The organism is Candidatus Njordibacter sp. Uisw_058 (assembly GCF_047730065.1).
Classification (GTDB): Bacteria; Pseudomonadota; Gammaproteobacteria; order Pseudomonadales; family Balneatricaceae; genus Njordibacter.
Window position 1 is genome coordinate 2,035,689 of sequence record NZ_CP159829.1, and the last position, 14,621, is coordinate 2,050,309.

Sequence of the window (14,621 nt, forward strand, 5' to 3'; positions counted from 1 at the left end):
ACCAACATGTTAGTTAATTTAACAGACCTAATGCAGCCAGCTTTAAAGCAGGGCTATGCTGTGCCATGCTTTAATGTGTTTGGTTATGAGGACGCTTTGGCGGTTGTCAAAGCGGCAGAGGCGCGCAATGCCAGTGTCATTCTGGCAGTGAACTTAGACATGACCTTGTTTATGCCATTAGAGCATATTATTGGCATGCTCAAGCCACTTGCGCAAAGTGCTACAGTGCCTGTATGCCTGCACCTTGATCATAACTACGACATTCCCACAGTAATCAAAGCCATAGACGTAGGTTTCACCTCCGTCATGTACGATGGTTCACAGTTGCCAATCGCAGAAAATATTGCGGGGGTCAAGCAGGTGGTTGAGCATGCCAAACTTGCTGGGGCTTCCGTAGAAGCGGAAGTAGGATCGGTACCCTATGCCAGTGGTCGTGATCATATCAAGTCTGAACTGACTGACATTGGAGAGGCTGTGATGATGTTAGAGCAAGCCAAACCAGATGTGCTGGCCGTCTCCGTGGGTAATATACATCGTTTAGAGAACACCTTTGTCGATATTGACTTTACCCGCTTTGAAGAATTGCAAGCCACGTTAAATGTGGCCTTAGTTATTCATGGCACTAGCGGTGTAAAAAGTCATGATATACAAACCTTGGCCAAAGCAAACGTGTGTAAATTTAATATAGGCACCTGCCTGCGCCAGCGTTTTGGTCACACTTTACGCCGCACTCTTGACGCCGACGCCGACGTATTTGATCGGCTTACCATCATGAAGACGATCATTCCTGAAGTGAGTGATGAAGCAGATAAAATGATTCGTTTGCTGGGCCAATAAGTGGGCCGCGGCTCACTCAAAATTAACCTGAAACGAGATTAGCTCATGGCACAATTAACTGGCCTCAACAATAAAGTAGCCGTCATTACTGGCGGTAGCCAAGGCTTGGGGGCGGCTACTGCTCACTTATTTGCAGAGCGCGGTGCCAAGGGCCTTGTCTTGTGTGGCCGCCAAACGGCCAAAGGGCTGGCTGTCGCTGAGAGTATTCAAAGCAAATATCCAGCCTGCAAGGTGCACTTTGTGACCGCAGACCTAGCTGAAATAGATGCGCCGCAACACATCATAAATGCTGCACAAGAGCATTTTGGACAACTCGACATTCTGATCAATGTGGCAGGCCTATCTGAGCGTGGTACCATTTTAGACACTTCTCCCGAACTCTTTGACCGTATCATGAACATTAATGTGCGCGCACCCTTTTTTCTTATTCAAGCCGCTGCTAAATTAATGCGCAGCACTGGCAATGATGGCTCTATTGTTAGCATTGGTTCTATCGCTGCCTATGCTGGTATGCCAATGCTCACTGCTTATTGCACCTCAAAAGGCGGTCTCAACACCCTGACCCGCAATGCAGCTCACGCTTTAATGCGAGACCGAATTCGAGTCAACTGCTTAAATATTGGCTGGATGGCAAGTGATGAAGAAGATGTTATTCAACGCAAGTATCATGGTGCTGAGGATGGCTGGCAAGAAAAAGTGGGTGCCAGCATGCCTTTTGGGCGTTTAGTGGATCCTCAGGAAGTCGCCCGTGCTTTGGCTTTTCTAGCCAGTGACGAGTCGGGCTTAATGACAGGTTCAGTCGTTAATTTTGACCAGTCCGTATGGGCTGCCAGTGATGCTATGGTGGTACCTGAGCAGCGTTTGCAGGATGCCCCATAACTAGTCCACAGAGGCTTTGGATGAAAAGTAACGCGCCTCGCCTTGGGATTCAAAGTCTAATTAAAGCGTTCTAGCAGCCATTGGATGATCTGAGTTTAACTCTAGTAAGTCCCATAAATTACCATACAGGTCTTCAAATACCGCCACTGTTCCATAATCTTGTTGGTGGGGTTGCCTAATGAACTTTATACCTTCTAAGACCATGCGTTTGTAGTCACGCCAAACGTCATCAGTGGCTAAAAAAAGAAACACTCTACCCCCAGTCTGATCACCTACCACAGCCTTTTGTTCTGCTTTAGATGCGCGCGCTAACAATAGAGTCACGCCGTTGGAACCAGGCGGTGAAACCACTACCCAACGTTTGTCTTGTGTTGGCTGATACGTGTCTTCAATGAGTTCAAACTTTAGTTTATTGACATAAAAGTTAATCGCATCATCGTAATCTTCCACCACCAAGGCAATGTGCACGATAGATTGTTTCAATGGTCTGGTCCTCTCTATGTTATTCAGACTGGAGAAAATATTAGTTTTGAATTCTCCCAGTTTTTATGCTGTGCATAAACGATATCCGCGTCTTAACTTGCAGAGGTGAGCATTATCGAACCCACTTTTTAAGCTAATGCACCTTAAACCTGAGCTAACAGCCAATCCTTAAAGGCCATTATATCTGGGCGTTGTAAATGGGCTTTAGGGCACACCACATAATAGGCATAATCAGTAATGAGCACCTGGTCAAACACAATGACTAAACGTCCAGAAGCCAAATGATCCTCCACAAACGGAGTCGATCCTAGAGCTACGCCTTGACCATCTATGGCCGCTTGAATTAATACGTTAGTGTCATCAATGGTGGTGCCACGTCTGTTATTAATGCCCTTTACCCCGGCCTGCCGCAGCCATTCATTCCATGCATATGGGCCCGCATCATGTAATAAAGTGACGTTGAGTAACTGCTCTGGTTTGATTAGAGGTTCATTATTGGCGACCCATGCAGGGCTTGCTACAGGAAAAAAATCTAGACTGATGATGGCCGTACTTTCGACGCCCTTCCAGTCACCACGGCCATAGGTGACTGCTAGATCAATATCTTCTCGTTCAAAGTCAACTGGGTTGTGCGCATGGAATAAACATAGGTCAATTTCTGGGTACATTTGCCAAAAGTCTTTCAAGCGTGGCGATAACCACTTAGCTGCAAAAGACGGCGCTAAACGCACGTTGAGCAGAGAGCCCGCCTTGTCTTGTTTCAGACTCACTACCGCATTGGCTATATCATCAAATGCACCAGCTAATACTGGCATCAAGGACTCCCCCTGAGCTGTGAGGGTTAAGTTGCGGGGCAAGCGTTTGAATAAACTATGACCTAGGTAATCTTCGAGGGCTTTTACTTGGTGGCTAATGGCTGCTTGTGTGACAAATAATTCATCCGCAGCATGAGTAAAACTCAGGTGTCTCGCAGTGGCTTCAAAGGCACGTAAGCTATTTAAAGAGGGGAGTTTTCTGGCCATTAATTAAACTCACTATTGCATCCAGATTGATATTAGTTATTCTAATCCAAAAGCATAAAAATAATCAATTGAATAGAATTATATTTCAGCTAAAAATGAGCCGATTTCAAAACAATAAAAACCTTACTCTGGAAATAATATGTCACGTCGATCCGGTGGCCGTCAGGCCCGTTTAGCAGAGCGTTTAGCCCCCTTAACTGAAGAAGCAAAACCTGTTCATCCAGGCGAAACTGGAGGCACATTTATGCCCCTGTCTCCCAGTGCGATGGCGGCTATTGCTGAAAATGCTTACCGCATTTTAGAAGACATTGGATTTGGGCGATCGACACCCCACTGCACCGACACTATGGTCGCTGCTGGAGCAATCATGGGTGATGATGGCCGCTTGCGTATCCCCCGTAGCTTAGTTGAACATACGTTAAGTATCTGTCAGCGAAATTTAACCCTTTATGGCGTTGATGCCAAACACGATTTAGCGATTAATGGCCAGCGGGTGCATTTCTCAACAGCGGGTGCTGCAGTGCATGTGTCAGACCCAGAAAATAACTCCTACCGTAATTCTGCCACTGAAGATTTGTATGATATGGCGCGGATTGCAGATACCTGTGAACACATTCATATGTTTCAACGTATGTGCGTATTAAGAGACATAGACGATCCAAAAACTATGGATTTAAATACCCTATATTGTTCTGTCATGGGTAATAGTAAACATATAGGTACCAGCTTTACCGAAGCTGATCATGTGAGCGCAGGGCTAAAAATGCTGCACCATTTTTCTGGCAGTGAAGCCGCATGGCGAGCACGCCCTTTTGTGAGTATGTCCAATTGTTTTGTGGTGCCGCCCATGACCTTTGCAGAGGAGTCTTTAGAATGTCTGCGTGTCGGTGTAGAGGGAGGCATGCCTATTTTGTTACTTTCTGCCGGACAAGCTGGAGCGACAGCACCTGCGTTGCTAGCCGGTGCTGTGTCTCAAGCATGGGCTGAATGTTTAGGCGGTTTAGTCTACGTTAATGCAATAAAGCCAGGCGCTCCTGCCATTATCGGCACTTGGCCTTTTGTATCTGATTTGCGCACTGGGGCTATGAGTGGCGGTTCTCCAGAACAAGGCATTTTATCCGCAGCCTGCGCCCAAATGGGTAACTATTTTGATTTGCCCACGGGCACCGCTTGTGGCATGACGGATGCAAAGTTTCCAGACTTTCAGGCGGGTGCTGAAAGAGCTTATACTGCGGTTGCTGCAGCGATGGCTGGTGCCAATGTGGTGTATGAGGCGGCTGGAATGTATGGCAGTTTAATGGGAGCTTGCCCAGAAAGTTTACTCATGGATAATGACGTATTAGGGGCTTGCATGCGCATGACTAAAGGCCTTAAAGTGGACGCAGACAGCTTAAGCTTTGATGTCATAAATGAGGTGTGTATGGGTGGCAAAGGTCACTATTTAGGCTCTGACCAGACCCTATCAGTAATGCAAACTGAATACATTTATCCCAACTTAGGTGACCGCAGCAGCCCCAACGTATGGGCCGAACAAGGAAAGCCTGTGTTATTAGACAAAGCCATCGCTAAAAAGAAAGAACTATTAGCCAGCTATTTCCCTACCCACATCAGTGATGAGGCCGATTTAGCCATCAGAGCGGAATTTGATATCCGCCTGACCCGTGAACAAATTGGCCGTTAAGAGAAAATTATTATGTCCCTACAATCACATGCCCGCGTTGTTATTATTGGTGGCGGATCCCTTGGTGTTAACCTCATGTACCATCTTACCGAAGAAGGTTGGACCGATGTGGTCATGATTGAAAAGGGGGAACTCACTAGCGGGTCCACATGGCACGCTGCGGGCTTATGCCCTAACTTTAACGGCAACCACACCCTATCTAAAATACACGATTACACCATTGACCTGTATGACAAAATTATACCTGCCAAAACTGGATTACCATCCACGTTCCACAAGTGTGGCAGCCTAAGAGTAGGCTACACAGAATTAGAAGAACAATGGTTTCGTAACGTCATGAGTAGAGCTCACAACATTGGTTGTGAGATGCGCTGGGTCTCTAAAGAAGAAGCTAAAGCAATCAATCCTGTAATGAATTTTGACAGTGCGCGCTGTATTTTATACACGCCAAATGACGGCAGAGTAGACCCAACATCTGTAGTCATGCCTCTGGCTCAAATGGCGCGTGATAATGGCGCTAAAATTAGTCGTTTTAACCGCGTCACAGACATCATAACCCTACCCCAAGGTGGTTACGAAGTAATCACTGAACAAGGCAACATTATTGCTGAGCATGTGGTTAATGCTGCCGGTTGTTTTGCCCCAGAAGTAGGCCGTATGGTGGGTGCACACGTGCCTATTATCAATCTAGAACATCAATACCTCATTACCGAAGACCATCCAGACATTGCCGCCTTAGTGAAAGAAATGCCTGTCACACGAGATTCCACAGCATCAGCTTACATTTGCCAAGAAGGTAATGGCTTATTAGTTGGGCCCTACGAAACACGAGGTTCAAAGCCCTGGGCCATTAAAGGTATGGATTGGAACTTTGACCGGGAATTATTTGCTGGAGATTTAGTGCGTCTGATGCCTTGGCTAGAACGTTGTATGGAACTGGTACCTCTATTCAAGGAGGTTGGTGTTAAAACCATTATTAACGGCCCCATTACTCACACGCCCGATGATAACTTTTTAGTAGGCCCCGTTGCTGGCCTGACTAATTTCTGGAATATGACAGGCGCTTCTATTGGCATTGCCCAAGGTGGCATAGGCAAGTATATGGCCCAGTGGATGGTGCATGGCCAAACAGAACTCAATATGGCCTCGTTAGATAGTCGTCGGTTTGGCCCATGGGCTGATAAAAAATACTGCATCACTCGCGCTATTGAGTCCTACGAACGCATGTATGCCAGTGCGTCGCCTACGGAAAACCGTCCCCATGGCCGGCCGATCCGCACGAGTCCGCTGCACACGGTCATGGCACAAAAAGATGCCGTGCATTTTGTCAGTGCTGGTTTTGAAAAACCTGCATGGTTTAAAACTGACTCTGTACGAGAAGAAAGTGAAACTTGGACTCACAGTGAAACCCATGCCGTAGTCGCGGAAGAATGTGCGGCGGTGCAAAACACCTGTGGCATTACTGACATCAGTGGCACTGCTAAATTCCGTGTTAAAGGGCCAGATGCCTATGCCTTTTTAGATCACCTGTCATGTAACAAGTTGCCCACTAAAGATGGCCGCATTACCCTCACTTTATTTCATGCAGAAAATGGTGGCATTATGGCTGAACAAACCGTCAGTCGCATTAGCCAAGAACATTTTGTATTGATGGGCGCTATTGGCTGCCAAATTAAAGACATGCAATGGCTGCAGCAGCATGTGGGTGATTATCAAGTCACCATAGAAGACTTCAGCGAAGATTGGGGTGGCGTATTACTCACTGGACCCAAAGCACGTGAGATTCTGCAAACTATTTGTGAAGATGACCTATCCAATAATGCCTTTGCTTGGTTAAGTTGCCAAACTATTCAGCTCGATTCAGCTCCTGTATTTGCCATGCGCGTATCTTACGCTGGGGAACTTGGATGGGAATTACACATGCCTGTATGGCAGCTTATTTCTATTTATGAGTCATTAATGCAATTTGGCCAGCCCTTGGGCTTGAGAGATTTTGGCACTCGAGCCTTTAACAGTATGCGTATGGAAAAAATGTATCGTGCTTATGGCGCTGAATTCACAGAAGAAATATCTGCTTTAGAAGCCGGCATGAATCGTTTCTTAGATTTAAGTCGCCACTTTGTTGGCAGTGAGAATTTGCTACAGCGTCAAACTGTGGGGCTCTCTATACAACTGGCATATTTGGTATTTGATGACCAGATACCTGCGGAATGTTTTGGTAACGAAGCGGTCTTTGCTAATGGAGACCATAGTGGCATTATTACCGGCGGTGCCTATGGCTATCGAGTGGAAAAAAGTTTAGCCTTTGCCTACCTCAAACCCAAGCACTGTAAAGCGGGTCAGGCCTTGACTGTAGAGACTTCTGTTGGCACCCGTCGTTGCCATGTAGAGCTAGACCCTGCGTACAATCCCAACAACAGCTTGTTACGTAGTTAAAAATACATCCCACAGAACCCTGTGTTTTTGTGGCTAAGGAAATTGTTATGAGTAACACCCAAGTTTTACCAGAAAAAGCCCGTATTGCCATCATTGGTGGTGGCATTATTGGCACCTCTGTCGCCTACCATTTAGCCAAACGTGGCATCAAAGATGTTGTTTTAATAGAGCGTCAACAGTTAACAAGTGGCACCACTTGGCACGCGGCGGGCTTAGTAAGCTTGTCTTGGGCCACACCCACCCTAACCGAACTTGCAAAATATAGTCACAAGCTTTATGCAAGTTTAGAGGAAGAAACAGGCCAAGCAACGGGCTATAAACGCATTGGTAGTATTTCCTTAGCGCGCACCGAGGCTCGCATGGAAGAAATTAAGCGCACTTCATCTGTGTGCAAAGTATTTGGTGTGGAATCAGAAATGATCGACAATACCCGTTTAGCAGAGCTTTACCCTGGTATCAATACAGACGGCGTTTTAGGGGCCCTCTACACACCCGGTGATGGCCAAACTAATCCCATCGACACGACCATGGCTTTAGCCAAGGGTGCACGCATGAATGGTGTGGAGATTTTCGAAAACACCATCATGGAAGAATTATTAACTAAAGATAATGTCATCACCGGCATTCGCACCGACAAAGGCACCATGGAAGTGGATCAGGTAATATTGTGTGGTGGTATGTGGACGCGTGACATCGCCAAGACCGTGGGTGTGCAACTGCCTTTGTATGCTTGCGAACATTCCTACATTGTCACAGAGGAAATGGAAGGCCTAACTCAGCGCCCCGTTCTGCGAGATTTTGACCGAGGCCTATACTTTAAAGAAGACGCTGGCAAAATGTTAGTGGGATGGTTTGAAGACAACGCCATTGGACTCCCCATGGAGAAAATTGCCGACGACTTCTGTTTTGGGCAGTTTCCCCTTGACCAAGATCACATCGAACCCTATCTTTTAGATGGCATGGAAACCTTCCCCCAATTGCAAGAAACAGGGATTCGCACTTGGTTCAATGGTCCAGAAAGCTTTACCAATGATAACCTTCATTTGCTTGGCCCCACCCCTCAGATTGATAAATTATTTATTGCTGCGGGAATGAATTCTAAGGGTATTGGCGCTGGCGGTGGTGTCGGCAAAATAATGGCTGACTGGATGATTGATGGCTACCCTTCAGGTGATGTGAGTGAATGCGATATCCGCCGTCACCACCCTGCCCAGCAACATGACGAATACGTGGCAGAGCGAATCCCCGAATCTCTAGGTCATAGTTATGCAATGCATTGGCCTTTTTACCAATACGAAACAGCACGGGATCAAATTCAGTCCCCTTTGCACCAAGAACTGGCCGCCGCAGGCGCCTGTTTTGGTGAAGTATGTGGCCACGAGCGCCCCAACTGGTTTGCCAATCCAGGACAGGAAGCGAAATACGAATACAGTTATAAAAAGCCAAACTGGTTTGAAAATACCAAACAAGAGCACATGGCGATGCGTGAAGGCGTAGGCATTTACGACATGTCTTCCTTTGGTAAATTTGAGGTCACTGGGCCAGCCGCTGCTAAGAATCTACAGTATATTTGCGCTGGCAATATTGATGTACCCATCGGTAAAGTGGTTTATACCCATTTTTTAAATGCCCGGGGTGGCATTGAAGCAGATATTACCGTCGTGCGTACCGCTAAGATGACCTATTGGGTGATTACGGGTATCGGCTCTCATTCAAGAGATTGGTGGCACCTTAACCACCGTCTCATCGATGATGTGTTGTTACAAGACATTAGTATGAATTTTGGGGGTCTTGCACTCCAAGGTCCCTTAGCCCCTAGTGTGTTAGCCAAAGTAACCTCTGAAGACCTAAGCCATGCAGGCTTCCCTTTCGGTACGGGCAAGATCATGGAAGTGGCAGGTATTCGCATGTGGGTGCAGCGTTTAACTTATGTAGGCGAATTAGGCTGGGAGCTATTCATCCCCACCCAACACATGACTAAGGTCTATCGCGCATTATTTGAAGCTGGTGAGGCATTTGGTATCCGCAATGTGGGGATGCATGCGGTTAACAGCGCGCGCATGGAAAAAGGTTTTGTTCATTGGGGTCACGATGTTGGACCAGAGGATAACTTGTTTGAAGCAGGCCTTAATTGGGCTGCTAAACCCGATGCTGGGGACTTTATTGGTATTAATGGATATAAGCAACAGCTACAAGCCAATGGAACTGAGCGCCGCTTAGTGCAATTTAAACTCGACAACACAGAAGCCATGTTGTTTCACAATGAACCGATTGTCATGGATGGTGAGATTGTGGGCTACCTCACTTCTGGAATGTATGGGCATTCAGTGGGCAGTGCCATAGGTATGGGTTATGTTAATGTGCCCAACCTATCTCCAATTCGCCTTTCTAAGGCCAAGTTTGAGATAGAAATTGCCCTTGAGCGCTTCCCTGCGCAAGCCAGCTTGCGAGGGTTCTACGATCCTAAAGGCCTGCGTCCAAAAGCCTAGCAATGGATCTGAGTTGGTGGCGCTAATGCGCCATGAACTCAGCCATGACTTGGGCAATCACCGCCCCAATCAACAAACAATCTTCATCATCAAAGGTTAGAGGCACTGGCAGGTCTAAGGTTCTATCTAGTGCTTCAAGGGTGCTGGGAAGATGAGGCATTGGGCTAATGTAATGCCAACTGTCATAGCGACTGGTGAAGGCTTTAGGCTGGGACTCACCAAACCACTTAAGCTCAACCCCTTGGGCTGCGCAGGCGGCAATAAAGTCTGGCATTTGATCCATTTTTAACGCTGTTGGCCGAAATTGAATAGAGCTTCCGACGAAAGACTCGCGCTTGTCCCGAGTGGGAATATCAACCCCTGTTACTGCCCCAATGGCAGCATTGAGTAGGTTGTAACGATGATTCCAGCGCTCACAGTTTTTGTCTAGGTTAGGTAATTGCGCGAGCCCAAGAGCCGCCCGCATATTGACCATGCGGCCAGACATGCTGGCACTGACTAAGCGTATGTTTTCGAACACTTCTGGGGCTGGCGCTGCACCATGACGCTCATACAGCATATAAGAACCAGAGTGCATGATTAAACGCGCAGCGATTTCTGCATCATCAGTCACCACCAAACCACCTTCACCTGTATTCATGTGCTTGTAGGTTTGCAAACTAAAGGCTGCGACTTGGCCAAAATTTCCTGACTTTATGCCATTCCAAGAAGCCCCCATGGTATGAGCACAATCTTCCAATACTTTGATACCCAACTCGTTGCATAGGGTCATCAGTTGCTGCATGTTAGGAATGTGCCCACGCATTAATGACAAGAGTAAGATTTTAGCATTACTCGCCTCCGCCTTAGCCTTTAAGTCAGCTAAGTCGAGGTGATAATTCTCATCTATTTCAACTAACACGGGTTTGCCCCCAGCCGCATGAATCGCACCGGGCACAGGAGCTAGGGTGTAGGCATTAGTTAACACCTCATCACCCACTTGCAAACCCATAGCCCGCAGCGCAATGTGAATTCCATAGCCCCCAGAAGTGCACGCTAAGCAGTACTTGCGGCCTTGGTATTGAGCATACTCTTGCTCTAACATGGCCGCATCAGACAGCTCATTTCCTACTGTATTGTAGCGGTGTAAACGACCTGAATCGAGTAACTCCATGACCCTTTGCTTGGCCTGTTCAGGGATCGCTTCTTGCTGGGTGAAGGCTTTGGTAAACTGCAGTTTAGACATGACTTACTTTCTCAATTTTCAATATCAGGCTAACGCCTCATATCCTATAAATTGCTGCAAGACCTTGACACTAATTTACCCACAAAGGCCCAGCCACAAGGTCTATTGAAGCCCAAAACATAAGTTCCCATCAATGGCATAGGGGTCCTACCCAATCTAGCTTTAAGATTCACACTTAAAGCGGGTTGAAGGACTTAGGCTCAGCAACTTAGAATTTAGATACTACACGCGTTAGTTTCACAATGGTTTTGCACGTCAGCTGCTGTAATAGCGCTCATATTGAACATGCCTCTGCCCGTCACTGAGGGAATCACAATGTGCGCAGGCTTTGCCAAACCATGTACAAAAGGACCAATGAGTAGGGCATCCGTAAGAGAACGGATTAGTCCAAGAGTAATGTTAGCTGTATCTAAACTTGGCATGATTAGTAGGTTAGGTTGCCCAGTAAGTTTGGAGTTAGGTAAAATGGCTTGGCGTAACTCTTCATTCAGGGCGGTAAATGAATGCATTTCCCCTTCGATTTCGTCATTGGGATAGCGTTCGCGAAGGGTGGCTGAGGCGTGGCGCATTTTAGTGGCCTGACCATCGTTTGAGGTGCCAAAGTTAGAGTGTGACAAAAGAGCGACTTTAGGCTTAATGCCAAATTGACGCACAAACTCCATGCTAGCTTCAGTGGTGGCGATGACTTCCTCTGCCGAGGGGTCTACTGTTAAAAAAGCATCGGCTAAGAACAATGGGCCACTAGGAAGCAATAACGCACACACAGTGGATACATGTGTATTGGGAGTCTTTGGACCAAGCACCTGAAATAGGGTCTTAAAGTGAGTATCAAAGCGTCCGACTTTTCCACAAATCATGCCATGGGCTTCGTCAAGGTCCACCATTACTGATGCTAAAGCCGTTGGGTTATTACGCATTTCCTGTTTAGCTGTTGCTATAGAAACCCCTTTGCGCGCCACTTTCTTATGGTACTGCTGCCAATAACGGTCATGTAAATCACAATCTTTTGGATCAAAAACCTCCACTTCTTCGCCTAACTTAACTCGCAAACTCAGACGTTCAATGGTCTGCTGAATGACACTTTGGCGACCAATGAGAATGGGCTTAGCAACCGCTTCATCAATCATAGCCTGCATCGACATTAGTACATCTTCGTTCTCCCCTTCGGCATAAACAATACGCCGTTGAGGGCCTTGTTTGGCTTTTTCGATCATGGGTTGCATGAATAAACCCGCTTGGTTCACATAGCCTTGTAATTTAATCCGGTAAGCGTCCAGGTCTTTAATTGGACGGGTTGCCACCCCACTTTCCATGGCCGCTTTGACAACAGCTAGGGGCACTTCTTCGATGAGACGCGGATCAAAGGGCTTAGGGATTAGGTATTCAGGACCAAAGCGAAAGTCTTCACCCACATAAGCCGCGGCCACCACGTCCGTTACTTCTTTACAAGCAAGGTCGGCTATGGCTTTAACGCAAGCTTGCTTCATGGCTTCGTTGATCGTAGTAGCGCCACAATCTAGGGCGCCACGAAAGATAAACGGAAAACACAAAACATTGTTAACTTGGTTAGGGTAGTCAGACCGACCCGTTGCAACAATGGCATCAGGTCGCACAGCCATCGCCAATTCTGGCATGATTTCTGGTGTTGGGTTGGCCATAGCTAAAATTAATGGCTTAGGGCCCATGGTGATGACCATGTCTTGTGTTAACACACCCGGTGCAGACAAGCCCATAAATAAATCAGCACCAACCATCGCGTCAGCTAAGGTGCGGTCGTCAGTTTCTCTGGCATACGCTTCTTTCCATTGGTTCATGCCATCGCCACGGCCTTTGTAAATCACGCCCAAACGATCTATCAAACTAATGTTTGTGCGGGGTAGACCCATACTAACCAGCAAATCTAGACAAGCAATACTGGCCGCACCTGACCCAGATACCACCACTTTAATGTCTTCAATGTTCTTTTCGACGACTCTTAAACCATTATATATAGCCGCTGCAGCGACAATGGCTGTACCATGTTGGTCATCATGAAAGACTGGAATCTTCATGCGTTCACGCAGTTTTTGCTCAACCAAAAAACATTCTGGCGCTTTAATGTCTTCTAAGTTTATGCCGCCAAAGGTCGGTTCCAGTGCCGCAATAATATCCACCAGCTTGTCGACTTCATTTTCTTGGATTTCTATATCAAAGACGTCGATATTCGCAAATTTCTTAAATAGAACCGCCTTGCCTTCCATCACAGGTTTGGAGGCCAGTGGCCCAATATTCCCCAGACCTAAAACTGCCGTACCATTGGTGATTACGCCAACTAAATTGCCTCGCGCAGTCACCGCTGCAGCCATCGCCTCGTCTTCCACAATAGCTTCACACGCATAGGCCACTCCAGGAGAATAAGCCCGCGCTAGATCGCGCTTATTAGCCAATGGTTTTGTGGGTTGAATACACAATTTACCGGGCGTTGGGTGAGTATGGTAGCGCATAGCGCTGTCTTTAAGAGACTCAGGCATGAAGTTTTCCTTAGGGTGCTTTGAAGCTGTTGCAGCTTGGGGGATTAAAAGAAACTAAGACTAACGTATAACGAGCAAAATCAAAAGTAGTCTTTGTTAATAAACACTATTTGTAATAATACTACAAAATTTTTATAAATAATCTCAATTTTAACCATAATAAACTATTTATGTAATTTTTTTACATAATACACACAAGATTAACTTGGTCTTGCTAGCCCTTGGAGAACAATTTACCTTTAACCCACTTAGCCTTACCAATACTATGAAGTCGCGCGGATAAAATAAAAGCCTAGACTAATTAACGAGGCTTAGTATCTAAGTAAAGTTCTAAACATTAACTCATCAATTAGCTTTTCAGAATACGCTCTTCTTTAAATGACCTTTCTCATCAACTATATCAGTATAAAGATTCGCGCACACCTTGGGGATTGATCCACAATAAGTAGCATATTTAGTCCGATGGTGGGTTTTATTTGAACTTTGCTCCAAGGCAAAGACAGCACACACAAAACCCAACACCAGTGACTAACTGACTTAACTTTTCATATATTAACGTGGTACGTAATATCTAAAACCTACGCTAAGCAGACACCCTAACAATTATTTAATCATGCTCTTTGCTGGGCATCCTTGAGTGATCTTGCATACTATTTTCATGCAATGTTTTGTGTGGTTTGGACTTATCATGAGTACCAACCACTAGAGGTTCATGCACTCTATCAGCGAAGGGGGTCAAAATATTGTAAACCAACCGCCATTGTCCTACCATTTCTAATTCCAAAATAAACTCATACTGACCTGCTAAACCCACAACTGGCGACACCATAATTTGTCTCATATTATGAGCCATAGGCATGGAAGGCATATCTGCACTAACACTCATACTAGCATTACTGACAGGCTCGTTATGGGACAATAGCTTCACCTGGCAGGTATATGCTAGTAACTGTTTATGGGGCATACAATGAGTCTGAGTTTCAGCCATATTAGCCTGCGCAATTGAGGGAAGTAGGGTTAAAGTTATCGCCCATGCATAAATGATGCTATTTTTCATTA

The 14,621-nt window shown here is 46.3% G+C and carries 10 protein-coding genes; 5 read left to right on the forward strand and 5 right to left on the reverse strand.

What is annotated here, in order from left to right; all coding sequences use genetic code 11:
• Positions 1-6: 6 nt before the first annotated feature.
• Both ABXT59_RS09515 and ABXT59_RS09520 read left to right on the forward strand, forming a co-directional pair.
• A complete protein-coding gene (locus ABXT59_RS09515; protein ID WP_443635880.1) occupies positions 7-837 on the forward strand; it encodes a class II fructose-bisphosphate aldolase in 831 nt (276 codons plus the stop codon).
• A 45-nt stretch (positions 838-882) separates the two neighbouring features.
• Positions 883-1,716: an SDR family oxidoreductase gene (locus tag ABXT59_RS09520; RefSeq protein ID WP_443635881.1), complete on the forward strand. Its 834-nt coding sequence runs from the start codon at positions 883-885 to the stop codon at positions 1,714-1,716.
• 60 nt (positions 1,717-1,776) lie between these two features.
• On the opposite strand, the gene ABXT59_RS09525 is transcribed toward ABXT59_RS09520, so the two are convergent.
• Both ABXT59_RS09525 and gcvA read right to left on the reverse strand, forming a co-directional pair.
• Positions 1,777-2,199: a VOC family protein gene (locus ABXT59_RS09525; RefSeq protein WP_443635882.1), complete on the reverse strand. Its 423-nt coding sequence runs from the start codon at positions 2,197-2,199 to the stop codon at positions 1,777-1,779.
• 143 nt (positions 2,200-2,342) lie between these two features.
• Entirely contained in the window at positions 2,343-3,221 is an 879-nt protein-coding gene (gene gcvA / locus ABXT59_RS09530; protein WP_443635883.1) for a transcriptional regulator GcvA, read from the reverse strand.
• A gap of 139 nt (positions 3,222-3,360) precedes the next feature.
• Between gcvA and ABXT59_RS09535 the strand changes: the two genes are divergently transcribed.
• The 3 genes from ABXT59_RS09535 to ABXT59_RS09545 are packed head-to-tail and all read left to right on the forward strand — an operon-like array spanning position 3,361 to position 9,827.
• The gene (locus ABXT59_RS09535) at positions 3,361-4,902 is read left to right on the forward strand and encodes a trimethylamine methyltransferase family protein (RefSeq protein ID WP_443635884.1); all 1,542 of its coding nucleotides are present in this window, start codon (positions 3,361-3,363) and stop codon (positions 4,900-4,902) included.
• A 12-nt stretch (positions 4,903-4,914) separates the two neighbouring features.
• Complete coding sequence (locus ABXT59_RS09540; RefSeq protein WP_443635885.1) at positions 4,915-7,338, forward strand: FAD-dependent oxidoreductase; 2,424 nt, start codon at positions 4,915-4,917, stop codon at positions 7,336-7,338.
• 47 nt (positions 7,339-7,385) lie between these two features.
• Positions 7,386-9,827 carry a GcvT family protein gene (locus ABXT59_RS09545; protein ID WP_443635886.1) on the forward strand — a complete coding sequence of 814 codons (2,442 nt, stop codon included), beginning with the start codon at positions 7,386-7,388 and terminating at the stop codon, positions 9,825-9,827.
• Between the two features lie 22 nt (positions 9,828-9,849).
• Here the strand turns inward: ABXT59_RS09545 and ABXT59_RS09550 are convergent, their stop codons facing one another.
• The 3 genes from ABXT59_RS09550 to ABXT59_RS09560 form a co-directional block, all read right to left on the reverse strand.
• The gene (locus ABXT59_RS09550) at positions 9,850-11,052 is read right to left on the reverse strand and encodes a DegT/DnrJ/EryC1/StrS family aminotransferase (protein ID WP_443635887.1); all 1,203 of its coding nucleotides are present in this window, start codon (positions 11,050-11,052) and stop codon (positions 9,850-9,852) included.
• 215 nt (positions 11,053-11,267) lie between these two features.
• The gene (locus ABXT59_RS09555; protein ID WP_443635888.1) at positions 11,268-13,562 is read right to left on the reverse strand and encodes an NADP-dependent malic enzyme; all 2,295 of its coding nucleotides are present in this window, start codon (positions 13,560-13,562) and stop codon (positions 11,268-11,270) included.
• Between the two features lie 607 nt (positions 13,563-14,169).
• Positions 14,170-14,619, reverse strand: coding sequence for a FixH family protein (locus ABXT59_RS09560; protein WP_443635889.1), 450 nt, complete (start codon positions 14,617-14,619; stop codon positions 14,170-14,172).
• Between the last annotated feature and the right edge of the window lie 2 nt (positions 14,620-14,621).

Coding starts and splice junctions, on each gene's coding strand:
- ABXT59_RS09515 (WP_443635880.1), top strand. CDS start 7: ATGTTAGTTAATTTAACAGACCTAATGCAGCCAGCTTTAAAGCAGGGC.
- ABXT59_RS09555 (WP_443635888.1), bottom strand. CDS start 13,562: ATGCCTGAGTCTCTTAAAGACAGCGCTATGCGCTACCATACTCACCCA.
- ABXT59_RS09550 (WP_443635887.1), bottom strand. CDS start 11,052: ATGTCTAAACTGCAGTTTACCAAAGCCTTCACCCAGCAAGAAGCGATC.
- ABXT59_RS09560 (WP_443635889.1), bottom strand. CDS start 14,619: ATGAAAAATAGCATCATTTATGCATGGGCGATAACTTTAACCCTACTT.
- ABXT59_RS09520 (WP_443635881.1), top strand. CDS start 883: ATGGCACAATTAACTGGCCTCAACAATAAAGTAGCCGTCATTACTGGC.
- ABXT59_RS09540 (WP_443635885.1), top strand. CDS start 4,915: ATGTCCCTACAATCACATGCCCGCGTTGTTATTATTGGTGGCGGATCC.
- ABXT59_RS09535 (WP_443635884.1), top strand. CDS start 3,361: ATGTCACGTCGATCCGGTGGCCGTCAGGCCCGTTTAGCAGAGCGTTTA.
- gcvA (WP_443635883.1), bottom strand. CDS start 3,221: ATGGCCAGAAAACTCCCCTCTTTAAATAGCTTACGTGCCTTTGAAGCC.
- ABXT59_RS09545 (WP_443635886.1), top strand. CDS start 7,386: ATGAGTAACACCCAAGTTTTACCAGAAAAAGCCCGTATTGCCATCATT.